The organism is Pseudomonas sp. EggHat1, from assembly GCF_014892995.1.
Taxonomy (GTDB): domain Bacteria; phylum Pseudomonadota; class Gammaproteobacteria; order Pseudomonadales; family Pseudomonadaceae; genus Aquipseudomonas; species Aquipseudomonas chaetocerotis.
Map to the genome: position 1 here is coordinate 74799 of NZ_JACKQK010000004.1, position 25257 is coordinate 100055.

Annotated in this window: 21 protein-coding genes and 1 pseudogene; 10 read left to right on the forward strand and 12 right to left on the reverse strand. The window is 63.2% G+C overall.

Going from position 1 to position 25257, the window contains the following annotated elements; genetic code table 11:
- Positions 1–236: 236 nt before the first annotated feature.
- The 9 genes from INS93_RS08665 to gspE all read right to left on the reverse strand — a co-directional run bounded on the left by INS93_RS08665 (position 237) and on the right by gspE (position 7973).
- On the reverse strand, positions 237–764 hold the full coding sequence (locus INS93_RS08665) for a type II secretion system protein M (RefSeq protein WP_420707287.1): 528 nt from the start codon (positions 762–764) through the stop codon (positions 237–239).
- On the reverse strand, positions 764–1903 hold the full coding sequence (gspL, locus tag INS93_RS08670; protein ID WP_192981059.1) for a type II secretion system protein GspL: 1140 nt from the start codon (positions 1901–1903) through the stop codon (positions 764–766). The genes INS93_RS08665 and gspL overlap by 1 nt, the downstream gene beginning before the upstream one ends.
- Positions 1900–2871, reverse strand: a complete 972-nt coding sequence (gene gspK / locus INS93_RS08675; protein WP_192981060.1) for a type II secretion system minor pseudopilin GspK — start codon at positions 2869–2871, stop codon at positions 1900–1902. The genes gspL and gspK overlap by 4 nt, the downstream gene beginning before the upstream one ends.
- On the reverse strand, positions 2868–3542 hold the full coding sequence (gspJ, locus tag INS93_RS08680) for a type II secretion system minor pseudopilin GspJ (protein WP_192981061.1): 675 nt from the start codon (positions 3540–3542) through the stop codon (positions 2868–2870). The genes gspK and gspJ overlap by 4 nt, the downstream gene beginning before the upstream one ends.
- A 179-nt stretch (positions 3543–3721) precedes the next feature.
- The gene (gene gspI / locus INS93_RS08685; RefSeq protein WP_192981062.1) at positions 3722–4105 is read right to left on the reverse strand and encodes a type II secretion system minor pseudopilin GspI; all 384 of its coding nucleotides are present in this window, start codon (positions 4103–4105) and stop codon (positions 3722–3724) included.
- Complete coding sequence (gspH, locus tag INS93_RS08690; RefSeq protein ID WP_192981063.1) at positions 4102–4623, reverse strand: type II secretion system minor pseudopilin GspH; 522 nt, start codon at positions 4621–4623, stop codon at positions 4102–4104. The genes gspI and gspH overlap by 4 nt, the downstream gene beginning before the upstream one ends.
- A gap of 91 nt (positions 4624–4714) precedes the next feature.
- Positions 4715–5140, reverse strand: coding sequence for a type II secretion system major pseudopilin GspG (gspG, locus tag INS93_RS08695; RefSeq protein WP_192981064.1), 426 nt, complete (start codon positions 5138–5140; stop codon positions 4715–4717).
- Positions 5141–5144: 4 nt separating this feature from the next.
- Positions 5145–6362 (reverse strand): GspF family T2SS innner membrane protein variant XcpS, encoded by a 1218-nt coding sequence (gene xcpS, locus INS93_RS08700; RefSeq protein ID WP_192981065.1) that lies wholly within the window; start codon positions 6360–6362, stop codon positions 5145–5147.
- 123 nt (positions 6363–6485) lie between these two features.
- Positions 6486–7973: a type II secretion system ATPase GspE gene (gspE, locus tag INS93_RS08705; protein WP_192981066.1), complete on the reverse strand. Its 1488-nt coding sequence runs from the start codon at positions 7971–7973 to the stop codon at positions 6486–6488.
- 228 nt (positions 7974–8201) lie between these two features.
- On the opposite strand from gspE, the gene INS93_RS08710 reads away from it, so the two are divergent.
- Together INS93_RS08710 and gspD are read left to right on the forward strand one after the other, a co-directional pair.
- Complete coding sequence (locus INS93_RS08710) at positions 8202–8849, forward strand: type II secretion system protein N (RefSeq protein WP_226945402.1); 648 nt, start codon at positions 8202–8204, stop codon at positions 8847–8849.
- Positions 8850–8853: 4 nt separating this feature from the next.
- Positions 8854–10797, forward strand: a complete 1944-nt coding sequence (gene gspD / locus INS93_RS08715; protein WP_192981067.1) for a type II secretion system secretin GspD — start codon at positions 8854–8856, stop codon at positions 10795–10797.
- A gap of 774 nt (positions 10798–11571) precedes the next feature.
- Here gspD and INS93_RS08720 read toward each other — a convergent pair.
- Positions 11572–13272 (reverse strand): amidase, encoded by a 1701-nt coding sequence (locus tag INS93_RS08720; RefSeq protein ID WP_192981068.1) that lies wholly within the window; start codon positions 13270–13272, stop codon positions 11572–11574.
- A gap of 215 nt (positions 13273–13487) precedes the next feature.
- Between INS93_RS08720 and INS93_RS08725 the strand changes: the two genes are divergently transcribed.
- Together INS93_RS08725 and INS93_RS08730 are read left to right on the forward strand one after the other, a co-directional pair.
- A complete protein-coding gene (locus tag INS93_RS08725; RefSeq protein ID WP_192981069.1) occupies positions 13488–13844 on the forward strand; it encodes a DUF7079 family protein in 357 nt (118 codons plus the stop codon).
- A 130-nt stretch (positions 13845–13974) separates the two neighbouring features.
- A complete protein-coding gene (locus INS93_RS08730; protein ID WP_192981070.1) occupies positions 13975–14364 on the forward strand; it encodes a GFA family protein in 390 nt (129 codons plus the stop codon).
- A 6-nt stretch (positions 14365–14370) separates the two neighbouring features.
- Here INS93_RS08730 and INS93_RS08735 read toward each other — a convergent pair whose 3' ends face one another.
- Positions 14371–15075 (reverse strand): class I SAM-dependent methyltransferase, encoded by a 705-nt coding sequence (locus INS93_RS08735; protein ID WP_192981071.1) that lies wholly within the window; start codon positions 15073–15075, stop codon positions 14371–14373.
- Positions 15076–15230: 155 nt separating this feature from the next.
- Between INS93_RS08735 and INS93_RS08740 the strand changes: the two genes are divergently transcribed.
- From INS93_RS08740 to INS93_RS08760, 5 genes and pseudogenes are all read left to right on the forward strand, one after another.
- Positions 15231–16292, forward strand: a complete 1062-nt coding sequence (locus INS93_RS08740) for an AI-2E family transporter (RefSeq protein ID WP_192981435.1) — start codon at positions 15231–15233, stop codon at positions 16290–16292.
- A 117-nt stretch (positions 16293–16409) separates the two neighbouring features.
- A complete protein-coding gene (locus INS93_RS08745; protein ID WP_192981072.1) occupies positions 16410–17222 on the forward strand; it encodes an alpha/beta fold hydrolase in 813 nt (270 codons plus the stop codon).
- Between the two features lie 232 nt (positions 17223–17454).
- Complete coding sequence (locus tag INS93_RS08750; RefSeq protein ID WP_192981073.1) at positions 17455–19653, forward strand: putative bifunctional diguanylate cyclase/phosphodiesterase; 2199 nt, start codon at positions 17455–17457, stop codon at positions 19651–19653.
- 145 nt (positions 19654–19798) lie between these two features.
- Entirely contained in the window at positions 19799–20383 is a 585-nt protein-coding gene (locus INS93_RS08755) for a hypothetical protein (protein WP_226945403.1), read from the forward strand.
- Positions 20384–20491: 108 nt separating this feature from the next.
- Positions 20492–21013, forward strand: a pseudogene (locus INS93_RS08760) (DJ-1/PfpI family protein).
- A gap of 12 nt (positions 21014–21025) precedes the next feature.
- Here INS93_RS08760 and INS93_RS08765 read toward each other — a convergent pair.
- A complete protein-coding gene (locus INS93_RS08765; protein ID WP_192981074.1) occupies positions 21026–22699 on the reverse strand; it encodes a sensor domain-containing diguanylate cyclase in 1674 nt (557 codons plus the stop codon).
- A gap of 330 nt (positions 22700–23029) precedes the next feature.
- On the opposite strand from INS93_RS08765, the gene INS93_RS08770 reads away from it, so the two are divergent.
- Positions 23030–25084: a TonB-dependent receptor gene (locus INS93_RS08770; protein ID WP_192981075.1), complete on the forward strand. Its 2055-nt coding sequence runs from the start codon at positions 23030–23032 to the stop codon at positions 25082–25084.
- The last annotated feature ends 173 nt before the right edge of the window (positions 25085–25257 follow it).

Sequence of the window (25257 nt, forward strand, 5' to 3'; positions counted from 1 at the left end):
CACAGCAATACTCAGGCCAGGAATCAACGAATGCCCATTTCATGGGCATCAACGCCTCTAACGCGTTCCAACCCGCGCTGAAATATGCACCGTATCGGCACGCCCACGTTCCCTAACCGCCCAATTGAGTGCGCACTGTTACCGCGGCGCCACTCAAACCGTAGGGTGCGCCGTGCGCACCGAGAGAACCGAGCCTGATAGCGAAAACCACAAGAAGCCGGTGCGCATGGCGCACCCTACCCATCGACGCGCAGGCTCAGGCGTGCGCTCACGCGGTTTTCCTCGGCGCGGTCCAGCCCGGCTTCCTCGACGCGCACGCCCTGCCCCTCCAGCGCCTGAATCCAGCGCAGCAACTGAGCGAATGCCACCGGCTGCAGGTTGACCTGCACCACGCCAAAGCCTTCGGTATCCAGACGCTCGATCACCAGCCCCTGCTCAGCCGCACTCGCCGTGACCACCCCCTGCAGGCGTGCCGGGTCGAGGCTGGCGCGTGGCTGCAAGTCGCGCCCCTGCACCTGTGGCGCACGGCTCTGCATATAGGCGTACAGGGCCCGCTGCTCTTCGAATGCGCTACGCGCGGCCTGAGCATGACGCTGCACCGGTTGCCACAACGCCAGATAAAACAGCACCAACAGCAGGAAAACGCTCAGCGCCAAAAGTGCCAGGCGATCACGCGCCGGCAGCGTCTGCCAGCGCTGCGCCAGCGGCGAGCGCTGCCAGTGCAGTTGCAGACTTTCGCTCAACCCCGTCCTCGACATGCCCATCATCCTCCTATCACCACGCGTGCACTGACGCCCTCGGCTTCACGGCTGGCCGAGCCCATCTGCACCGACAGGCCGGACTCCTCCAGACGCTCACGCAAACGCTCCAGCTCGGCAAAGCCCGGCGCCTGCAATTGCAACGACAGATCGCCACGGGTCGCGCTGTAATCGAGCTGATTGACCTGCACCAGCGCTGTGCCCTCGGCCTGCAGCGCCGCCGCCACCTCGGCCAGCAGGCCCAGCACCGGACTATCGCCGCCCGTGGACTGCGCCAGATGTTGATCGAACTGCGCACGCAGGTTGATCAGCTTGCTGTCCTGAGGAAACAACTCGCGGTACAGCGCCTCGCTGGACGCAGCGTAAGCATCGGCCTCGCGCTGCAGGTACCAACCTTGCGCGAGCGTGAAGCCCCACTGCAGTACGAAGCACAGCGCCAGTACCCCGGCCAGCGGGCGCCAACGCCGCCAACCGTCGCCACTCTGGCGCAGGGCGAACTCCCCCTGAGCCAGATCGACACCGTTGCCCTGAAGCACCAGCCATTGATGCGCGTCCTCCAGCAGATGCACCTCATCGACCGGGCCGGGCAGCGCCTGCCCAGCCGGCGCACTGGCGATGCATGGCGATGGGCAACGGCCTGCCAGCGCTGGCCAATCCTCGTCCTGCAAAGCCAGGCGCCAGGGCGCCTCGCCACCGAGCAGCCAGCGCGACTGCAACCAGAGCAACTGACTGCCCTGGCGTGGCAGCAGATCGGCATCGACGCGAATCGCCTGCGGCGGTTGCGCCGCGCACAGGGCCAGGCACTCGCGCAACCAACTGGCGCGCAGCGCATAGACGCGGTGACGACCATCGGCCAGTGGCTCACCCAGCGCCAGGTGCATCAGCTCGACATCCTCGGCCAGCAACTCCTCCACCGCGAACGGCAGCGCCTGGCGCATCCAGCGCGCCTTCTGCGTCGGCAGTCGCACGGCGCAGGCGGTGACCGCCTCCACCGGCAGCACCAGCTCCCAGTGTGCCGGCAAATCGGCCAGGGCCTCGGCCAGACCAAGAGAGCGACTGCTGTCTGCCGTGACGCGCTGCACGGGTAGATCCGCTGAGAGCGCGTGGCACGCCTCAGGCGGCAGATAAATCCATGTCGGGTTCATTCTTGTTGTTCCTCGAGAGGCCGGAGCGGCACGCCGCCCTGCCCCAGATCACGCGCCAGGACACTGACCTGGCCATCATTGCTGCGCTGCAGCAGGCTACGCAATACCACCCGGCGTTCGCCCAGGCTCACCTCGCTGAACACCTCGAAATATTGGCTACCGACCGCCAGCCCCTGTACCACCTGTTCACCCAACCCGGCGAGCGCAGGCTGAGCAGCGAATGCAGCCGGGCTGAGATACCCCTCGTCACCACGCCCGGCGATCAGCGCCAGGGCCGCATCCGGTGTCAGTCCATCGGAGAGGCTGGAGAGCACCATCGCGCTAGCGGTGTTGACGTTGAGCAGCGCCTCGCTCGGCAGCGCGCTGACGAAAGGCTGCAGGCGGCGATAGTCGGCCTCCTCCATTTCCAACAGCAGGCGCAGTTCGGACACGTCGGTGATCTCGCGATTGGCAGTGCGATAAGGCGGTGTCGCCAGCAGATACTGGCCGTCCTCGGCGCCATTGCCGCCCCGCAGCTCACTGTCGCTATCGAACCAATCCAGCAAGCGCTCGGCATAGGGTTTGTCGATGCCCAAACGCAACAAAAGGCGGCGCAGGCGCAGCACCGCCAGCTCGTTGGGCCGCCCCTGGCGCACCAGGCTGTTGAGGTTGAAGCGGCCGCCGGGATCGGAGATGCGCACCCACAGCTCGCCGCCTTCATCCAGCGGGAACGTCAGCGGCCTGGCCCAAGGTTCCAGCAGGTGATCAACCGGCTGACGTGGATCACCCCGGCGCAGGTCGCGCTCCAGCACCGCCTTGGCCAGCGTCTCGCCCCCCAGGGCGTAGTGCCAGGCCTGGGTCACGTGCAACTGGTTGGCGCTGCTGCGGATCGACAGCTGCTGACGGGCGATCAGCCCCGCACACACCACCGTGACCACGGCGACCACCAGCAGCACAGTGATCAACGCCACCCCATTCTGCCGCTTCATGACTGCGGCGCCTGATCAGGATCTTCCGGCGGCGCGCCAGCAGAGTTCTGCGCCGGCAGATCGGGCAGGCGCAGCAGACGGCGCAGCTCGCCATAGCGGCGATGCTGCAGGCGTAGCTCCACAGCGCGTGGCAGCTCTGTGAGTAGACCGTCGCCAGAGGCATTGGCTGGCGGCCAGTCAGGCTGCCACTGGCCGTCCTTGTCCAGATAGCGCAGGCTCAATGACTCGACGCCATCGAGCGCCTGCTGGATCTGCGGCGTGCTGTCCTGCGCGCGATCCAGCACGCGCCAGTAACGCCGCTGCCACTGCTCGCCACTGAGCTGCCAACGCACCCGCTGTACCTCGGCACGCGGTTGGCCGAGCGGGTTGCGCCAGCCGACACGACTCAGCTCCAGCGCCGTGGCATCAGCCAAATCGCCGTGCAGCGCCGGCTGGGCATCACCGAAAGCATCGCGAATCGGCCGTACCGTGACCTGGCGCAGATCGCGCTCGAAGGCTGACAGGGCGCGGGTCAACTCGCGTAACTGACGTTCGTGCTCGCGAGTGACGGCATCGGCGCTGAGCACGCTGTCGAGCATGCGGTAGGTGGCCAGGCCCAGCAGGGCGAAGATGGCGATGGCGATCAGCAGCTCCAGCAGGGTGAAGCCGCGCTGAGCGCTCCCACACATCATGGAGCTCCCAGGAAACCGCTGAGGGTCACCAGTTGGTAGGGTGGGCTTTAGCCCACCAAGGCTGGCCGCTGTTGGTGGGCTGAAGCGGAGCGCCGCCCGGCCCATCCTACGGGCTGGAGCGAGCGTCGCGAGCGAAATGGCGTCGCCACGGATTCGCGAGCAGAGCTCGCTCCTACGCATCATGGCGCCCCCAGGAAACCGCTGAGCGTGACCTGCGCCCGCTCACGCAGATCGCCCGAAGCGCCCCGCTCCTCGGCGGCGACCCACAACGTCACGCGGCGCATGGCCGGCTCACTGGTGGCCTGGATTTCGCTTTGCCACGACCAGCGACGGCCGGCGAACTCCACCTGGCCCTGGTCGCGGCCATCAGCCGGTGGCGTGTCGGCCAGTTGCAGCTCGGTCAGTCGGTTGTCCGCCACCCACATGGCCAGGGTCTTGTTCTCAAGCTGGCTGGCCGTGCGCACGCTGCGTGCGCTGGCAGTCAGCACGCTGGCGGCAATCAGGGCGAAGATGGCCAGGGCCACCAGCACTTCGAGCAGGGTAAAGCCTCGCGTCGATCTCATCTGGCGCGCCCCGTGCCCAGTTCCTCGACACGCGGCAGACCGAAGCCATCGCTAGACAGTTGCAGACGCAGGCCGTCACGACGGCGTTCGGCGATACGCAGGCGAAACGGAGTCAGCTCGCCACTGGAAAGGATCAGCAACTGCGGTGCATCAGCACTGGCCTCGCCCCCGAGGTTCAAAGCCTCACCTTCCACGTTGCCCTCCACCTCAAGCGTCACTTCGGCCCACTCCGGCAGGCGATGAGCCTGGCGATCCAGCGCCTGCCATTCGCCGCGCTGCGGGTCGTAGCGCAGCACCCGATAGCCTTCACGGGTGAAACTCAGCCCGTATTCGCGATTGTCCAGCACCGCTTCATCCACCAGCACGCCGATCAGCCCACCGAGGCGCTCGGCCTCGCTGCGCAGCTCGCGCGACGGCCCGGCGATGCCGGTGCTTAGCACCGCCAGGCCGATCAGGCTGCCGAGAATGACCAGCACCACCAGCAGCTCGATCAGGGTAAAGCCGCGCTGCGCCTTCAACGTAGGAGCGAGCGCTGCTCGCGAACATGGGCGATGTCGAACGCTTCGCTCGCGACGCTCGCTCCCACAGGCGAACAGCGGCATGGTCGGGTCAGAGATCCCAGTTGCCGATATCGGCGTTCAGATCGCTGCCACCCTGCTTACCGTCGGCGCCGAGCGAGTAGAGATCGAAGGCACCCTTGGTACCGGGGGCCAGGTACTGATACGGGTTGCCCCAGGGATCGATGGGCAGGCGCTTGAGGTAGCCATCCTTGTTCCAGTTCTTCGCTTGTGGGTTACCGCTCGGCTTGTTCACCAGCGCCTCCAGGCCCTGCTGGGTGCTGGGGTAGTTGTGGTTGTCGAGCTTGTACATGTCGAGCGACGCGCCGATAGCGCGGATGTCGTTCTGCGCGGCGGTGACCTTGGCCTGATCAGGCCGGCTCATCACCTGCGGCACCACCAGCGCCGCCAGAATGCCCAGGATCACCACCACCACCATGATTTCAATCAGGGTGAAACCTGCTTGTCTGCTATTCACCTTGCTACCCCACCATCTGGTTCAAAGAAAGAATCGGCAGCAGGATGGCCAGAACGATCACCAGCACCACTGCCCCCATGAAGACCAGCATGAACGGCTCGAACAATCCGACCAGCAGAGCGATCTGAGCGCCGAGGTCGTTCTCCTGGTTCTTCGCCGTACGCGCCAACATCTGATCCAGCTCACCGGAGCGCTCACCGCTGGCGATCATGTGCAGCATCATCGGCGGGAACTGTCCGGTGGCCTCCAGCGAGCGGGTCAGGCTGCCACCTTCGCGCACCTTCTGCGCCGCCACCAGCACCTCGCCACGGATCACCCGGTTGCCGATCACCTCGCCGGCAATCGCCAGCGCCTCCACCAGCGGCACACCGCTGCGGGTGAGGATGGCCAGGGTCGAGGCAAAACGCGCGCAATCGGTGGCGCGGCCCAGCTGACCAACCAGCGGTATGCGCAGCAGAAACCGATGCCAGCGCAGCCTGAACGCCTCGTCACGCAGGGCTGCGCGCAAGGCGACGACCGCCAGTATCAGCGCCACCAGGGCAACCAGCCCCCAGGCCTTGACCCAGTCGCTCAGGGCGATCAGCCCGCGCGTCAGCGCTGGCAGGGTCTGCCCGGAATCGACGAACACCTTGACCACGTCCGGTACCACGTAGCCGAGCAGAAAGCCGACGATCAGCAAGGAGGCACACATCAGGATCACCGGGTAGAGCAACGCCAACTGCACCTTCTGTCGCGACTGCTGACGCTGTTCGGTGTAGTCGGCCAATTGCTCCAGCACCGGGCCGAGGTGCCCGGCATGTTCCCCCGCCGCCACCGTGGCGCGGTATAGCTCGGGAAACGCGGCCGGAAATTCCTTCAGGCTGCCGGCCAGGCTGTGGCCCTCGAGCACGCGGGCGCGCACCGCCAGGAGCATGCTCTGGATACGCGAACGGGTGGATTGCGCAGCAGCGGCGCGCAGCGCTTCTTCGATGGGCAGCGCCGCCTGGATCAGCGTCGCCAACTGGCGAGTGACCAGCGCCAGGTCGCGCGCCGACAGGCCACGTACAAAACCCAGGCGCGCCTGCCCGCTGTCCTGCTCGCGGCTGCGCGTGGCTTTGACCTCCAGCGGCGCCAGCTGGCGCTCACGCAGCAGTTGGCGCACCTGGCGCGCGCTGTCGGCTTCCAGCACGCCCTTCTGCTGGCGGCCGCGCCCGTCGAGGGCGATATATTCAAAGGCAGCCATCGGCAAATCGCTCCGGTTGTTCCCGTAGGAGCGGCCTTAGCCGCGATCTGCGCCGACCCGCGGCCGAAACGGAATGCCGCCCAGCCGCTCCTACAGGAGCCAATGCCAACATCCCACTCGCCATCATTCCTCTCGCGTCACGCGCAGCACTTCCTCGACCGTGGTCACCCCCTCCAGCACCTTGCGCCGGCCATCGTCACGGATGCTCGGGCCCAGGGTGCGGGCGTGGCGAGTCAAGTCCTGCTCGGAAGCGCGGCTGTGCACCAGCGTGCGTATGGCTTCATCGAAGACCACCAGTTCGTAGATACCGGTACGCCCACGGTAGCCCTGCTGATGACAGTGAGCGCAGCCGCGAGCGTGATACAGGGTCGGCGGCGAGCTGGCCGGCACGCCGAGCAACGCGCATTCGGCTGCATCGGCCGCATAGGGTTCCTTGCACGACGGGCACAGCACCCGCACCAGGCGCTGGGCCAGCACACCCAGCAAGGATGACGACAGCAAAAAGGGCTCTACGCCCATGTCCACCAGGCGGGTGATGGCGCCGATGGCGCTGTTGGTGTGCAACGTGGAGAGCACCAGGTGGCCGGTCAGCGAAGCCTGTACGGCGATCTCGGCGGTTTCCTTGTCGCGGATCTCGCCGACCATCACCACGTCCGGGTCCTGGCGCAGGATGGCGCGCAGACCGCGGGCGAAGGTCATGTCCACCTTGGTGTTGACCTGAGTCTGGCCGATGCCTTCGAGGTGATATTCGATGGGGTCCTCGACGGTGAGGATGTTGCGCGTATGGTCGTTGAGGCTGACCAGGCTGGCGTATAGCGTGGTGGTCTTGCCCGAGCCGGTGGGGCCGGTAACCAGCAGGATGCCGTGCGGCTTGCGCACCGTATCCTCCATGAGTTTGCGGTCCTCGGCGCGCATGCCCAGGTGCTGCAAAGACAGGCGCCCGGCCTGTTTGTCGAGCAGACGCAGCACCACCCGTTCACCATTGGCCGAGGGCAATGTGGACACACGAATGTCCACCTCGCGCCCACCGACCTTGAGCGAAATGCGCCCGTCCTGCGGCACGCGCTTCTCGGCGATGTCCAGCCGCGCCATGACCTTCACCCGCGAGACCAGCAACGCGGCGAGCTCGCGCTTGGGTTCGAGCACCTCACGGAGGATGCCGTCGACGCGAAAGCGCACCACCAGGCGTTTCTCGAAAGTCTCCAGGTGAATGTCGGAAGCGTTTTCCTTGATCGCTTCACCCAGGATGGCGTTGATCAGGCGGATGATTGGCGCGTCGTCCTCCTGCTCCAGCAGGTCTTCGGTTTCCGGCACCTGATCGGCCAGAGAGGCCAGATCGAAACTGCCACCGATATCCTCGGCCAATTGCATGGACGCTGAATCGTGTTGATAGGCAGCACCCAACACCTGGGCGAACTCAGGGGCACTCAGCACCTGCAGCGGCAGGCGGCGCCCGGCGAAGCGCTGCGCCTCGGCCAGCGCCACCGGGTCACAATCGGCGCGATGGGCCAGGCTGGTGCGTTCGTCCTGCATGACGAACACCACACCGTGACGCTTGGCAAAGCTGAAGGGCAGACGGCGCAGCGGAATTTCCAGCAACGAAGTGTTCATGTGTGACCTTAGAACAGAACCTTATTCGGGCAACACAGCCAAATCTGACTGTTCGACCCAATGGCTACCTCTGGAACGGTCTTTTTGTGCATACATTCGACTATCTTTAACACATCGTCTGTAACTGTACACCCACCCTATTTAGGGGATGCCAACCTCGCGCAGACTGCTATGATCAGCGCGCGACGCCCAGCACATAAGAAGAATTGGACTGTCGTTTTCGGAGTGATGCTTTTGCCCATCTCGGCCCTTTCCCAGCGGATCAAGGACAATGCCCCGAGCCTGATCGGCATGCTCGTGCTGATCGCCTTGAGCGTGAGTCTGGCCTGGCAAAGCGCAGAGTTGCTGCGTCTGGTGCGCGGCCCCGTGCAGCAACCGCTCAGTCAGACTGCCCCCGACCTGCAACAGCGCGCGCAGGCGCCCATCGCCCAGCTGTTCGGCAGCCCACGCCAGGCCGACAGCGGCCCGCCACCGGCCACCAACCTGCAACTGACCTTGCTCGGCAGCTTCGTCCACAGTGACCCGCAACGTTCCAGCGCCGTGCTCCAGCGCCAGGGCCAGAGCGCCCAGCGTTATACCGTCGGCATGGATGTGGACAGTGGCGTGCGCCTGGATGCCGTCTATGCCGATCACGTCGAACTGCTGCGCAATGGCCGCCGCGAAAGCCTGGCCTTCCCTCGTCAGCAGAGTGGCCAGTACAGCGTCTATACACCAGCGGAAGAAACGATCAACGACCCCGTCGAACAACTCGATCAGCTCGACCAGAACAACCTCGAACAACTGCGTCAGCGCATGCAAGACCTGCGCGAACAGATGGAAGCCTCTGGCACTCTGCCAGAGGAAACGCCCGCCGATCAGCTCATGGAAAGCGACTGAACCGATGCATGTTCTCCGAAGCAGACTGACCCTCGCCATCCTCGCCGCCGGCCTGGCTGCTGTCCCCTTGCCTTCGCTCGCGCAAATCGAGCAGGTACCGGCCAGCGCCAATCAGCAGGAAGAACGCTGGACCATCAACCTCAAGGGCGCCGACATCCGCGAGTTCATCGATCAGGTCGCCGCCATCACCGGGCAGACCTTCGTTGTCGACCCGCGCGTGAAAGGCCAGGTCAACGTGATCTCCAGCACGCCGTTGGGGCTGTCCGAGGTCTATCAACTGTTTCTCTCGGTGATGGCCACCCACGGTTTCAGCGTGCTGACCCAGGGCGACCAGGCGCGCATCGTGCCCAACGCCGAGGCCAAGGCCGAAGCCGATGCCGGCCGCCCGGCGCCGGACCGCCTGGAAACCCGCCTGATCCAGGTACAGCACGCGCCAGTGGCCGAGCTGATCCCGCTGATTCGTCCGCTGGTGCCGCAGTATGGCCACCTGGCTGCCGTCACCTCGTCCAACGCGCTGATCATCAGCGACCGCAGCGCCAACATCGAACGCATCGAAGACCTGATGCGCCAGCTTGACCGCAGCGGCGCGCAGGACTTCAGCGTGGTCACCCTGCAGCACGCCTGGGTGATGGACGCCGCCGAAGTGCTCAACACCGCCATTGCCCGCGGCCAGGCCAAGGGCACCAGCGCCACCCAGGTGGTGGCCGACGCACGCACTAACCGCCTGATTCTGCTCGGCCCACCGGACGCCCGCGCCAAACTGGCCGACCTTGCCCGCTCGCTGGACAGCCCCACCAGCCGCTCGGCCAACACCCGCGTGATCCGCCTGCGCCACAACGATGCCAAGTCCCTGGCCGAAACCCTCGGGGAGATCTCCGAAGGCCTGAAGAATCAGGAAAACAGTGAAACCCCCGGCAGGCAGTCGAACATCCTCATCCGCGCCGACGAGAGCCTCAACGCCTTGGTGCTGCTGGCCGAGCCCGATCTGGTCGCCACCCTCGAAGACATCGTGCGTCAGCTCGACGTACCGCGCGCACAGGTGATGGTCGAAGCGGCCATCGTCGAGGTCTCCGGCGACATCACCGACGCTCTCGGCGTGCAGTGGGCCGTGGATGCTCGTGGCGGCAAAGGCGGCCTGGGCGGGGTCAACTTCTCCGGCACCGGCCTGTCGGTGGGCAGCGTGCTGCAGATCCTGCAAAGTGACGAAATACCGGAAGACCTCACCCTGCCCGACGGCGCCATCATCGGCATCGGCAGTGATCGTTTCGGCGCACTGATCACCGCACTCTCGGCCAACAGCAAGAGCAACCTGCTGTCCACGCCGAGCCTGCTGACCCTGGACAACCAGAAGGCGGAAATCCTCGTCGGGCAGAACGTGCCCTTCCAGACCGGCTCCTACACAACCGATGCCTCGGGTGCCGGCAACCCCTTCACCACCATCGAACGCCAGGACATCGGCGTGACCCTCAAGGTCACCCCGCACATCAACGAAGGCGCCACGCTGCGCCTGGAGATCGAGCAGGAAATCTCCTCCATCGCTCCCAGCACCGGGCTCAACGCCCAGGCGGTTGACCTGGTGACCAACAAACGCTCGATCAAGAGCACCATCCTCGCCGACGACGGTCAGGTGATCGTGCTGGGCGGCCTGATTCAGGACGACGTCACCCAAGCCATCTCCAAGGTGCCTCTGCTGGGCGACATTCCCTTGCTCGGCGGGCTGTTCCGCTCCACCCGCGAATCCCACATCAAACGCAACCTGATGGTCTTCCTGCGGCCGACCATCGTCCGCGACGGCGCTGGCCTGGCTGCACTGTCGGGCAAGAAATACAGCGACATTCGCATCATCGGCAACGGCGGCCCGGACAACGGCCGCCCCAGCATCCTGCCCAGCACCCCGAGCCAGTTGTTCGACGGCCAGGGCGCACCGGCGGTGGATTTGCGCCAGTAACGATAGAGCGTCATCCCGTAGGGCGGGTGCAATCCGCCGCAATGGCAATGGCGGGTTGCACCCGCCCTACGCGCTGAATTGTGGAGCGCCACAAACCGTGGGAGTCGCTTTAGCGGCGACAAGCTCTGCAGCAGTCGCGGCTGAAGCCCCTCCCACTGAGCCAGCACGACTTGCCTCCTCTCTCCAATCCACAGGTGAACGATACATCGCAGGGCGGGTGAAACCCGCCGCAATGGCAATGGCGGGTTGCACCCGCCCTGCGCGCTGAATTGTGGAGCGCCACAAACCGTGGGAGGCGCTTTAGCGGCGACAATCGCTGCAGCAGTCGCGGCTAAAGCCCCTCCCACTGAGCCAGCGCGACTTGCCTCCTCTCTCCAATCCACAGGTGAACGATACATCGCAGGGCGGGTGAAACCCGCCAGAATGGCAATGGCGGGTTGCACCCGCCCTGCGCGCTGAATTGTGGGGCACCACAAACCGTGGGAGGCGCTTTAGCGGCGACAAGCTCTGCAGCAGTCGCGGCTGAAGCCCCTCCCACTGAGCCAGCACGACTTGCCTCCCCTCTCCCGCTTACGGGAGAGAGCTGGATCGATGTGCCTCTGCTCGCGAAAGGCAGTCTTAGGGCGGGTGAAACCCGCCAGAATGGCGATGGCGGGTTGCACCCGCCCTGCGCGCTGAATTGTGGGGCACCACAACCCGTGGGAGGCGCTTTAGCGGCGACAATCGCTGCAGCAGTCGCGGCTGAAGCCCCTCCTGAAGGGTGGCAGGTTCACGTCACAACGCAGGCGTACGCGGCGGAACCTGACGCTTGCTGCCAGTCGACTCATAGGCCGCCGCGAGCTGCAGCAGTGCCGAATCATCATAGGCACGGCCGGCAAAGGTCAGCCCCACCGGCATACCGATATCGGCCATCACGCCCATCGGCACGGTGACGGTCGGCACACCCAGATGACGGATCGCCAGGTTGCCGTTGGCCACCCACACACCGTTGCTCCAGGCGATATCGGCGGATGCCGGATTCACGTCGGCATCGGCCGCGCCGACGTCGGCCACGGTGGGGAATAACACCGCATCCAGGCCCAGTTGATCCATCCAGTCTTCCAGGTCGATCTTGCGTGTGTGCTCGAGGCCGCGCAGACCGTCGGGCAGCGTGGAGATCTGATCCCAGGGCTTGATGCCGCGTTTGGCCATGTTGACGTATTCCTCCATGCCCGCCGCCAGGTCGCCCTCACGGTTCGGCAGCGTGCCGGGGTCATGCGGAAAAATCTGCGGCCCGTCCACATCGGCCAGGCGGTTGAGTTTCGGATCACCATTGGCGCGCAGGAAGTCGTCGAAAGCCCAGCCGCTCAGCTCCCACAGCTCGTCATGCAGGAACTCGGGCGTGACGATGCCACGGTTGAACACGGTCGGCGCACCGGGGCGGTCGCCCTCGCAGTTGGACACCAGCGGGAAGTCCACTTCGACCACCTCGGCGCCAGCGGCTTCCAGTGCCTGACGCGCCGCTTCCCACAGGTCGATCACCGTCGGCCGGGTGTGAATGCGCTGGCCCGTCGGCCCGCCGATGCCAGGGTTCTCGCTGGTACCTGCCAGATCGTCCTTGTTGATGAACATTTTCGGTACGCCAAGGCGCTTACCCTTCAGCGCATCGGCCTTGACCGCCAGCGCCAGGTAGGACGCGGGACGCACCTCGGAGGCTTTCGGGATCTGCACCCAGGGCTGCAAACGCCACAGGTCGCCACGGCTGTCGGCATCGTCGGCCACCACCACGTCGAGCACTTCCAGCAGGTCGGCCATGGTCCGGGCATAGGGCACCACCACATCCATGGTCGGCGTCAGCGGCCAGTTGCCGCGCACCGAGATCACCCCGCGCGACGGCGTATAGGCGCACAGCCCGTTGTTCGAGGCCGGGCCACGTCCGCTGGACCAGGTTTCCTCGGCCAGGCCGAAGGCGGAGAAACTGGCGGCGGTGGCAGTGCCGGCACCGTTGGACGAGCCCGAGGCGAACGGGGCCGTCAGGTAATCGGCGTTATACGGGCTTTCGGCACGGCCATAGACGCCGCGCTGCATGCCGCCATTGGCCATCGGCGGCATGTTGGTCTTGCCCAGGCAGATGGCGCCTGCCGCACGCAGACGCTCGACGGTGAAGGCATCACGCTGCGCCACCAGATCCTTGAACGCCGGGCTGCCGGAGGCCGCCGTCAGGCCCTTTACCAGGTAGCTGTCCTTGGCGGTGTAGGGAATACCATCCAGCGGGCCGAGGGTTTCGCCACGGGCGCGGCGCGCATCGGAGGCCTCGGCCTCCTTCAGTGCATCGGGGTTGCGCACCACCACCGCATTGAGTCGGGTCGGCGTATCCGGGCCATCGTAGGCGTCGATACGCGCCAGGTAGGCCTTGACCAGCTCGACCGCCGTGGTGCGGCCGGACTCCAGCGCCGCGCGCAACTCGGCAATGGAAACTTCGGTTACCTCGATCATTGTGTCATCACTCGCAAATGGCGGGCCGCGTCTACGGCCACGGATACGAAAACAGCGCTTGCACGACCGACGCTCACGGGCAGATTCAGTCATGCAACTATGTGCCCGATGATACATCCCACCAGGCCTTCGCAGCAGCCCGCGCCAATGGCCAGGATGCGCGCCAGCCATTACAGTCTCGCCACCGATTACGCAGCATTGGGCAGAACAGGCTTATGACCCGCGAAGAACGCATTCATCTGTGGTCGGCGCTGTCGGACGTATTCGTCGACAACGAAGTCGACTACGGATACATCGCCCGTCAGGTGGCAGGTTTCGCCCCTGCCACAGTACAAGCCGCCTTCTACGAGGACGTCGCTCCTGCGTGCTACTCCAACATGCTCGCGCCCATCCCACCGATCTGGACAGGCTTCGACAGCGCCTGGCTCAGCGAAACCATCGAGCGAGCCCAGACCGCGCGACGAAGCTCCACCCTGCGCCGCCTGCGCGACCGACTCTTCATCGCCTACCTGAGGCGTGCCCTGAAAGCGGAATGGGCGAGGATCGAGCAGGAACTGGATCTCGAACCGTAGGAGCCCGCTTGCGGGCGATGCTTTTATCAGGATCGCCCGCAAGCATCATCGTCTTGCTCTTAACTGGCGAGCATTACGCCGCCTCCTGCTATGTTCTCAGTCCCCGAACACGAAACAGGAGAACATCGCCATGACCCACCTCACCGGCGGCTGCCTCTGCGGCCAGGTGCGTTTCGAAACCAGCGGCCAGCCTTATCGGGTCGGCGTCTGCCACTGCATGGACTGCCGCAAGCACCACGGCGCCCTCTTTCACACCTCGGCGATATTCCCGCAGGACGCGGTGAAGGTAGAGGGCGAAACCGGCCAGTACGCCGGCCGCCACTTCTGCCCGCGCTGCGGCTCGCCGGTGTTCGCACGCTCGGGGGATGAAGTAGAGGTGAACGTCGGCTCGCTGGACGAACCGAACCAGTTCACCCCCACCTACGAACTCTGGACCATCCGCCGCGAAGCCTGGCTACCGCCCTTGCCCTTCGACCGCCACTACGCGCGCGACCGCGACCGCAGCACGCGCCACGAGTAGAACCGCTCAAGCATCGGTTTCGCGCCGGCTTATCCAACCGTGCATCAGCCCCGCCTGGAAGAACTGCACCGGCGCGTTGAAACCCGCGGCCTGGATGATGCCAGCCACCTGCTGCGCCGGCAGCACCGCCACATCTCGGGCGTAGGCTGCACGTGCACGCTCCAGTGTCTGCGCATCGACCCCGGCCGCTGCCATCAGCGTCATCCAGCCAGGCAGCAATACCTCGTAGGCCGGCGACTGGACATCCGCTGCCAGGTCGACACTGGCCAACAGCCCGCCGGGTTTCAGGCGCTGCGCGATCTGGCCGAAGAGCCCGGTGCGCGCGGCAGGTTCGAGCAAAAACTGCGACACCAGGAAACAGGTGGCGCCGTCGTAGGCCGCCCCAGGCGCCAGCGTATCCAGATAGCCCTGGTGAAAGTCGCACCGCTCGGCAAAGCCGCCGCGCTCCGCACGCAGGCGACACACCTCGAGCATCGCCCCGGACGGGTCGAGCGCGGTGAAACGCCAGTCTGGAAAGCGCTCGGCCAGGTGTGCGATTTCCGCGCCCGTGCCGGTGCCCACGCACAGTATCCGCGCGTCAGCCGGCAGGTCGATGAACAGTGCATCGAGCAGCAGATACAGCGCCTCACGAATCGGCGCCATCCCCGCCCACTGCTTGTCGTAGCCCGCTGCCTGCTGATCGAACAGCGCCTTGATTTCCTCGTCACGCATGGCCATGCCTCCGTCGAATGATCACCCTCACGCCTTCCAGTATCCCAGAGCTGTCAAGCCCCCCACTGCATCGCCCAAAGCCCAATCCAACTTTGTCGGCACTTTGCCAGAGCATCGGGGGACTAACTGGCATGTCCCTTCCTAGCGAACTCGATATGCAGAGCCCGACCTTCGAACAGAAAGCCTTCATCCTCCTGCTCGTCCTGGTGACCATTGCCTTCTTCTGGATACTGCTGCCGTTTTACGGTGCGGTGTTCTGGGCCATGGTCCTGGCCGTGGTGTTCTCCCCCCTGCAGGAGCGCCTGATCCGTCGCATGGGCGGCCGAGGCAATCTGGCCGCTTTGCTGACACTGATCATCTGCCTGCTGGTGGCGATTCTGCCGGTGATCTTCATCACCTCAGCCGTGGTGGCCGAAGGCACCGCCCTGTATCAGAAACTGGAGTCAGGCGAGCTGGATGCAGGCGCCTACGTCACCAGCGGCATACGCATGCTGCCGCCATCGATGCAGGAACAACTCGCCCGTGTCGGCATCTCCAACCTCGACGGCCTGCGCGAACAGATATCCAAGGGTGCCATGGCCGGTAGTCAGTATCTGGCCACCAAGGTGTTCGCCATCGGCCAGGGCACCTTCGAGTTCTTCATCGGCTTCTTCGTGATGCTCTACCTGCTGTTCTTCCTGCTGCGCGACGGCAAGTACCTGGTGCATAGAATCCGCACCGCCATCCCGCTGGCCGACACCACCAAACGGCGTTTGCAGATCAAGTTCACCCGCGTGGTGCGCGCCACGGTAAAAGGCAACGTGGTGGTCGCCGCCGTACAGGGCGCACTCGGTGGCTTCATCTTCTGGGCGCTGGGCATCTACAGCCCGCTGCTGTGGGGCGTGCTGATGGGCTTTCTGTCACTGCTGCCGGCAGCCGGCGCCGGCATCATCTGGGCGCCTGTGGCCATTTACCTGATGCTCAGCGGCAGCCTGATGCAAGGCATCATCCTCACCGCCTTCGGCGTGCTGGTGATCGGCCTGGTGGACAACATCCTGCGCCCCATCCTGGTCGGCAAGGACACCCGCATGCCCGACTACCTGATCCTCGTTTCCACCCTCGGCGGCCTGGCCCTGCTGGGCCTGAACGGCTTCGTGATCGGCCCGCTGGTAGCGGCGCTGTTCGTCGCCAGCTGGAATCTGTTCGGGGCAAAGAAGACGGTCAGGTTGCCGCAGTAAGCCAAGCGAGGCTCATGCAGGCGCTCGAACCCAGAAGGCAGTGCGGCAGTTAGCCCTGGCGCATATTCAGTAAAGCGGTGATAAAAGACCGAGACGTCACTTTGCTCGGAACTAGAGATGGACTTCAGCGAATACGGAAACCCGGCAGGCAAACCGGTCGTTTACTTCCACGGGGTGCCGGGCTCGCCGTATGAGAGTGCCGTATTCGACACGCCAGCCCGAGAAAAGGGCCTGCGCATTCTCTGTTTCGATCGTTTCGCCATCGACCACTCCGTTACCGACTCTGACTACTACCGACAGATTGCCCAGGCGATCAGCGGGACAGTACAAGGTGCTCGGGTCGACTTCATCGGTTTTTCCCTCGGCACGCATGCCGCATTGGAAGTCAGCGCCCTCATGCCGCGCCAGGTTCGTAGCCTGCATCTGGTTTCAGCCGCCGCCCCGCTCGATGGTGGGGACTTCCTCGATCAGATGGCGGGCAAGGCCGTGTTCTCACTGGCCAAGCGCAGCCCAGGTTTGTTCCAGTGGCTGGTGAAGTGGCAGGCGCTACTGGCCAAACGAGCACCGCAGATGCTGTTTCGCATGCTGTTCGCCAGCGCCCAGGGGCAGGATCGGGAGCTGGTGAAATCACCTGAGTTCAAAGCGCTTATCTGCCAGGTATTGCAGCAATGCTTTGCCCAAGGCGCGTCCGGCTATACGCGGGATATCCAGCAGTACCTGAAGCCCTGGTCAGCCAAGGTCTTCACCTGCGAGACAGATGTCTGCCTATGGCACGGCACTGAGGACAACTGGTCGCCTTTCGCTATGTCGGCCTATATGGCCGAACGCTTCTCACGCAAGGCACGCGTCGAGCGGATGGAGGGGTTTTCTCATTACTCCTGCCTGTATGCCGCAGCGCCGATGATTTGTGCACGGCTCGCCTGCGAGTAATCTTGGGTGGCTTGGCTACTTAACTACTTTTGACGCGCACCGAGACCGAGTGCAGCGAAACCAGCCAAAGAGGACGTATCTGATATGGTTTTCCGTGGCCAATCTGAGCCTTTTCTGGCTGGTTCAGTGCCCTTATAAAGGGGCCCCCGATGCGCTAGTCGAAAGTGCTCGATCGCTCACTATTTCAGGCTCTCTGAAGATCGGATGATATCGAGAGTCTTCAAGATCCCGCATGAATACTTGTTTCAAGAGCTTTAACAGCAAGACACTTTCCGAGTCGCAGCGTGACATCCTCGACATGATCGCAACCGACCGTCATCTGAACGAAATACTCTGCGCCATTTGTCAGATGTTGGACGCACAGTCCCCCGAAATTTTCAGTTCAATTCTGCTTGCTGATGCCGAAGGCAAACGTTTGCTTAACGGTGCGGCGCCCGGTTTGCCGATTGAATACAGCCAGGCGATTCATGGAATGGCCATAGGCCCGCAGGAGGGAACCTGCGGTACCGCTGCGTTCCGGCGTGAGCTGGTAGTTACCGAAGACATCGCGCGTGACCCAAGCTGGGAGCGTTTCCGTAGTCTGGCCTTGGGGCATAACCTGCACTCGTGCTGGTCGATGCCCTTGCTCTCCCATCAAGGACGCGTGTTAGGTACGTTTGCCTTGTACCAGAACCGCACCCATAAGCCGGACGAGGCGCAGATTCAACGACTGGGTTGCGCGGCCCAACTGGCTGCCATTGCGATCCGCCGTGAGTGTGACGGCCGAAGCCTGGAGGAAAGCGAACAACGTTTTCGTTCACTGTTCACGTACAACCCCAATCCGGTATTCGCCCTCGATCTGGCCGGCAGAATCCAGAATGCGAATCCCGCAAGTTTGAGGCTCAAGCCATGCACCACTGGCGAATTGGTCGGTCATCACTTTGTCAACCTGGTGATCGAGGAGGAGCAGCAACGGGTAGGTCGACATTTCTCTGCAGCCTGCACCGGAGAGCCCCAACGTTTCGAAGCACGGCTTCGCGACGCGAGCGACATGTTGTTGACCATGGACATTTCCAACCTGCCGATCAGGGTCAATGACGAGATCGTCGGGGTATTCGCAGTGGTCAGGGATATCAGCGAGCAGAAGCACTACGAGCGCGAGTTGAGCTACAACGCCTGCCACGATCGCCTGACGGGTTTGCTTAACCGTGTAACTCTTGAAGATCGGCTTATTGAGGATTGTCACATCAGTCGTCGGCACAAGCGTCGCATGGCGGTAATGTGCATCGATCTGGATGGATTCAAATCCATCAACGATTCGCTTGGGCACTGTTTCGGCGATCAAGTACTGATTGAAGTGGCGCAGCGTATGGCCCAGCACGTTCGCCCCGGCGATACCATCGTGCGCATGGGCGGCGACGAATTTATCGTTCTGCTGCCGAACCTGCTGCGTGATGACGATGTTGTATCGGTGGCCGAACGACTGATGGCTGGCATAGCCAGGCCCTACTGCATCCGGGGCATTGACCTGCACGTGAGCGCAAGTGTCGGCATTACCCTGAGCGATGGTTATACCGAGCCACCGATGCAGCTCATTCAGCAGGCTGACATGGCCATGTACAAAGCCAAGCAGCAAGGGCGCAATAATTTTCAGTGGTACACCAGCGATCTTAATGAGCGCGTTTGTGAACACGCGAGACTACGCAACGACCTACAGAAGGCTATCGATACTGAATTGCTCGAGTTGCATTATCAGCCGCAGATAGAAACGCGTACGGGGCGAGTGTCCGGGATCGAAGCGCTATTGCGCTGGGAGCATCCGCAGAGAGGATTTATCTCACCCGCGGTGTTTGTGCCAGTGGCAGAGGACAGCGGCCAGATCATCCCGCTGAGCCTTTGGGTACTCGATACGGCTTGCGCTCAACTGCGCCAGCTAGGCGAACAAGGCATCACTGGCATCTCGATGGCTGTGAACATTTCGCCAATGCATTTCCAGCGTGGTCATTTCGTTCAATTTGTCCAAAACATCCTGGAGAAGCACGGACTCTGTGGTGAGCAGTTGGAACTGGAGATCACCGAATCGCTGTTGCTGCATAACGCTGAACAAGCGATCGACACATTGCACCGGCTCAAGGCTTTGGGCGTGCGCATTGCGCTCGATGATTTCGGCACCGGATTTTCCAGTCTCAGCTATCTCAAACGCTTGCCGATAGACAAGATCAAGATCGACCGCTCGTTTATCCAGGAGCTCGACACGGATTGCCACGATGCCGCAATCATTCAGGGCATTATCTCCATGGCACACCACCTCAGCCTGACAGTGGTCGCTGAAGGTGTTGAAACCGAATCTCAGGCGGCTTTTTTAAAGGGCAGCAGGTGCGATGTGTTGCAGGGGTATTACTTTGCCAAACCGATGAATTACGAAGCTCTTGAGGTTTTCCTGAGGGGGTAAAGGACAGGTTTTCTTTGAAGGCAGGCCCCTCGCTGCACTGCTTCCACGAACTGTCAGCGAGTCTGCCGGAGTGGTCATAGCGATAATTTACGGACCTGCTTTCGACCCGCTATCCTCCGCAGCCCAATTCAGCAAGGAAGCACGAATGACGATGCGCCATTGCTCATTTGTATCCCGTCTCAAACTGCCTGGCGTCCTGCTGGTCGCGGGTCTGATGACGGCCTGCTCCAACTATCAGTACAAGGATTACCAGGGTGATTGGGCGCCGGAGTCGATGACGCCTCATGACCTGTCCAACAACACGCCCGACTCACCCGTTGTGTACTTTGCAACCACGCGATATCGCGCGCTGGGTGTGCCTTTTCATCGTCTACTGCTGGCCACGCATGTGGATGGTCAGCAACTGCCGGACGCCGGGCGCCGCTCAATCCTCGATGTGTCCGGCAAGCAGGCTCTACGGCTGACGCCAGGCAAACACTCTCTGAGCTGGTGCTGGGTATCCATGAATGCACTGGGTACGGGCGGAGCGAAGTGCGGCTTCGGTGCGCAGGACATCGAGTTCCGCGCGGGGCAGCGCTACGTGGTGGACTTTTCTACTCGCGAAGATATCAGTGGGCCGCCGGGACGTGAGGTCTCGACCATTACCATCCATTCCGAAATTCGCGATTTGACCACGCATGAAGTGATCTATCCGCTGCCAACCAATACTGCCGAAAAAACCAGTGACTGAATGCTCGGCCTGCCAATCTGTTCGGACTTCTACGCCCTGCGCCTCTCCACCTTGATACATGCCGCGTTCACCAACGCGAACATTCACTGCGCCCGCGCGGTATCGATCATGAGCTCGAATCTACAGGGCAAGAAGGTGCTATTCATCACCGCCAACACAGGCATCGAGCGCGACGAGTTGCTCAAGCCGATGCAGGCGATGAAGGATCAGTGCGCCAGCGTCAAGGGCGGCTAGGGCGAAACCTGGCTGAAGGACAGCAAGAAGGACGTCAGCGTGCAGTCCGATACTCAGCTCAAGGGAATGAGCGCGGCTGACTACGATCTGCTGGTGATCCCTGACCCGACAACCTGCGTCAGGATGAAGACGCGCAGCGCCTGGTACAGGAGTTTCGTGACGCCGGCACCAGGCGCTGCGATCTGCCCTGGCTGCTGATCGATGCTGGCGTGGTGCCAGGCAAGGTGCTGATCGTATGCCAGCGTACGCCTGGATCTGGCCAACGCAGGCGCGAGCTGGTTAGACGCCGAGGTGCAAGTTTGCCCTGGGTAGAACTGGACGCTGATCACCTCGCGCAACCCCGACGATATTCCTGCGTTCAACGAGGCGATCAGCCAGGCGCTGCAGACGGCCTGAGCCAGCCTCCCGTCAATGATGCTCGATGCGATTACGCCCGCCGCGCTTGGCGCAGTACAGGGCGATATCACTGCGCGACAGGGCAGCCTCGACGCTGGCATCGCTGGCGCTGAGCGATGAGATGCCGACACTGACAGCGAGGAAGATCGGTTCCCCGGCATGCAGGATCGGCGCCCTGGCCAGTTCGCTCTGGATGCGCGTGGCGAAGTGCATGGCCTTGTCCAGACTCGCATCGCTGAGCACCACGGCAAACTCTTCGCCACCCAGGCGCCCGGCAGTGTCGGTCTTGCGCAGCTGGCTGCTTAGAATTCCCGCGAAATGGCGCAAGGCCTGATCGCCGACATCGTGGCCCCAGCGGTCGTTGATGGTCTTGAAGTAGTCCAGGTCGAACATCAGGATCGCTGCACTCTGTTCAGGGCTGCGTTGCAGGCGCGCCAGCTCTGCTTCGAGCTGACACATGAAGTGCCTGCGGTTGGCAAGCTGGGTGAGGAAGTCGGTAGTGGCGAAGGCCTGCAGCTCGGCCTCGATCTGCTTGCGTTCGGTCACGTCGGTCATGAAGCCATGCCAGATAACACTGCCGTCTTCTTCGCGACGCGGACAGGCTTCACCCTGGCACCAGGCGACTTGACGCCCCGGCACCTGCACGCGGAACTCCAGATGCCAAGGTGTGAGTTGCTCGGCCGATAGCTGGAAGGAATCGATGAAAGCCACACGATCATCCGGGTGAACGATGGCCGTCAGCGCCTCAGCGTCCTGCATCAGTTGCATGGCGCTGAGGCCACAGATGGCTTGCGCGCCGGCGCTGGCGTAGGTAACGGCGTACTTGCCATCGCTCTGCCGGCGGACCTGGAAGACCATGCCGGGGATTTCATTGGTCAGGTCGGTCATCAGGGTGGCGGTCTGCTGTACCTGCTCGGACAGGCGGCGCATGGCGGTGATGTCGGTGGTGGTGCCGATCATTCGCAGCGGTTTGCCGTGCTTGTCGCGCTCGACCACCTTGCCGCGGCTGCACACCCATTTGTACTGACCGTCACGGCAACGCAGGCGGTGCTCCACTTCATAGGCATCGGTACGCTGATCCAGATGCGCCTGGATGGTCTCGCGCACGTAGTCGAGGTCGCCGGGATGTACGCGGGTGTAGCTCTCCTCGATGCGATTGCCGATTTCGTGGTCGGCGTAACCGAGCAGCGCCTTCCAGCTGCTGGAGTAGTAAATCTCGCCGCTGCTGATGTCGCGGTCCCAGATGCCGGTACCACTACCGGCGATGGCCAGCGCCATGCGTCGTTCACTATCGCGCAGGGCGGCGATCTCATGACGCTGCCGGGCTTCGTCGGCCTCGCGTGCGAGTAGATCGAGGGCCAGGGCGGCGAAATCCAGCAGGGCTTCGCGCTGTTTGGCGTCGAGTGTATGTGGCCGGTCGAACTGCAGGTACAGCGTGCCGAGCCGGGTACCTGCCTGCACCTGCAATGGCCAGACGAGCGTGGTGGGCGTGGTTTCGCCGATGCCGATGATCTTCGCCAGCCGCGCATCGCTCAGGCCAGGGCTGGCCCAGATATGGCGCGCAGAGCCAGCGCCGCAGACCAGCACGGCGACCGAGTCGAAATACCGGCTAACCAGGCGCACGACCCCGTCGAGTTGCTCATCATTGGCGCTGCTCGGCGCATTGACTGAATACAGGGGCTGCATAGTGATTCTGCTTGGAGAAAAGCGCAGAAAGCGCTTGATATTGATACGCCATTGGCGGGCTGGCGTCTAATCGTTCGTGCAGGACAGGCCACTGCTCATCGGCCTTGGCGCCGATTGTTCAGCCACAGAAGGCTCTGGCCAGAGCCTTCTGCGTCCCTCGCAGCTTGATTCAGAACTGGTCGAGCGCATTAAAATTGTTATGATATAACGTCTGATTATTATGTAATTCGTCGATTCGCCCCCGGCCGAACGGACAACCCGCCGCCTGGGGAGGCGCCGGCCAGCGCGCCCCCCTCCCCTCACTTAGAAAACGCAACGCTAGGAATACCCATGAAAGCCACCTCGGCCTCCCTCGCCGTCTTGACCGCCCTGGTCACGCCTCCGCTTCACGCCGCCTCGTCCGGCAATTCCACCGTCTCGCTCGGCTCGGTCTACGTCACCCCCGAGGCCAGCGGCACGCTGCGCACCGACAGCATCCTGACGTCGGTCGACATCATGGGCAGCGACAAGATCGAGGATAAGAACGTGATGAACAGCTGGGAGCTGGTAGGCCAGATGCCCGGCATCCAGCTGACCGAGACGCGCATGGGCGCAGAGTCCGGCAAAGTGACCTTCCGCGCCTTCAACGGCGAGGGTTACATCAATGGCATCAAGACGCTGATCGACGGCATCCCGAGCAACGTCAACAGCGGCAACCAGCGCTTTATCGACATGGTCTTCCCGCTGGACATCGACTACATCGAGGTGGTGCGTGGCACCAACGACCCGCGCTACGGCCTGCACAACATTGGTGGCAACATCAATTTCGTCACCCGCCAGGGCGGCAACTACACCGATGGCCGCCTGACCTACGGCAGCTTCAACACCCGCGAATTCCAACTGGCCGTCGGCCACGAGGAAGGCAACTTCGCGCAGAACTACTTCATGGCCAAGCAGGATTCCGACGGTTTCCGCGACAACAGCAACTCCAACAAATACTCGCTGGGCGGCAAGTGGTTCGTCACCGATGACGAGCAGACCATGAAACTCGGCGTGATCGCCCGCCTCTATCACCATCAGGCCGAGGAGCCGGGCTTTCTCACCGCGCAGGAGCTGGCCGCGAGCCGCTCGCAATCGCCGGAGAAGAACGCCAACGACAGCGACGACCGCGACATGAAGCACCTCAGCGCGCATGCCGACTTCCAGCTCAGCGACGACCTGAGCCTGAGCAACAAGCTGTACTACAACAGCTACGACGATGACCGCACCGTGACCTTCACCCGCTACCCGGTCGGCAATGCTCCGCGCCAGCGCCGCCAGTGGGAGGAACGCCAGACCGGCGTGCTGAGCAACCTGACCTGGCGCGCGCACGAGATGCTGACCCTCGACGGTGGCATCAACTACGAACAGCAGAACAACGAGTACCGCCGCTACCGCTACAACTTCGGCATACCCACCGATTTCGACGCACCGCCAGCACGCACGCAAAACGACGACAGCTACACGCTGTACAACACCGGCGCCTATGCCCAAGCGATCATCCAGCCCATCGAGCAGTTGAAGATCATCCCGGCGTACCGCGTCGACAAGTTCTCCGGTAATACCGAGCTGATGAACGGCGAGAAGGCCGAACTGCAGGACTACGGCTGGATCGAGCAGCCCAAGCTCAGCGTGGTGTACAGCATCACCCCGGACATCAACGTCTACGCCAACTGGGGGCGCACCTTCCAGATCCTTACCGGCTCCACCGCACCGGCTTACATGACCGCCGGCCAGGCCTCGTACAAACCGTCGATCAACACCGGCAAGGAAGTGGGCGTGAAGTTCAAGCCCTTTGCCGGCTCGGAAGCGCGCATCGCCGTGTGGCAACAGGAGGCCACCGATGAGGTTTCCAACATGCCCGCGACCGGCACCACGGTCGGCCTGGGTGAAACCCGACGTCGCGGTATCGACATGCAGCTCACCGCTCAGTTGAACGAACAGTGGACAGTGTGGGGCTCGCACGCCATCCAGGAGGCCAAGGTGGTCAGCGCCTTTACCGACGGCGGTCGCTCGCTGGCAGGCACCGAGGTGATTTCAACGCCACGCTATATCAGCAACGCTGGCGTCGACTATCAATTAAACGGCGCCTGGCGCTTCGGCCTGCAAGCTCGCGCGCAAGGCGATTACTACATCGACACGCTCAACGAACAGGGCAAGTACGGCGGCTTCGCGGTGCTCGATGCCAACGTGCGCTATCAGGTATCGGCCACCACCAGCCTCGACCTGCAGATGAAAAACCTGACCGACCGCGATTACGAGTACGTATGGTTCGACAACTTCTTCTGGGCCGCTGGCGACGAACAACCGATGTTCTCCCCCGCTCCGGGCCGCTCGGCCTATCTGTCGGTGAACATGAAGCTGTAAGCCGCAACCACGCTGAAGAAGCGCTGCACCCTGGCCTGCAGGAGCCCGCACGCGGGCGCCTGCCACCCACGGCATCGCACCGAGCGTAGGGGGCGCCATGCGCACCGCCGCACCTCGAAAACATCCGGTGCGCACGGCGCCCCCTACGGCTGGAGATGGCCGAAGCCAAGCCT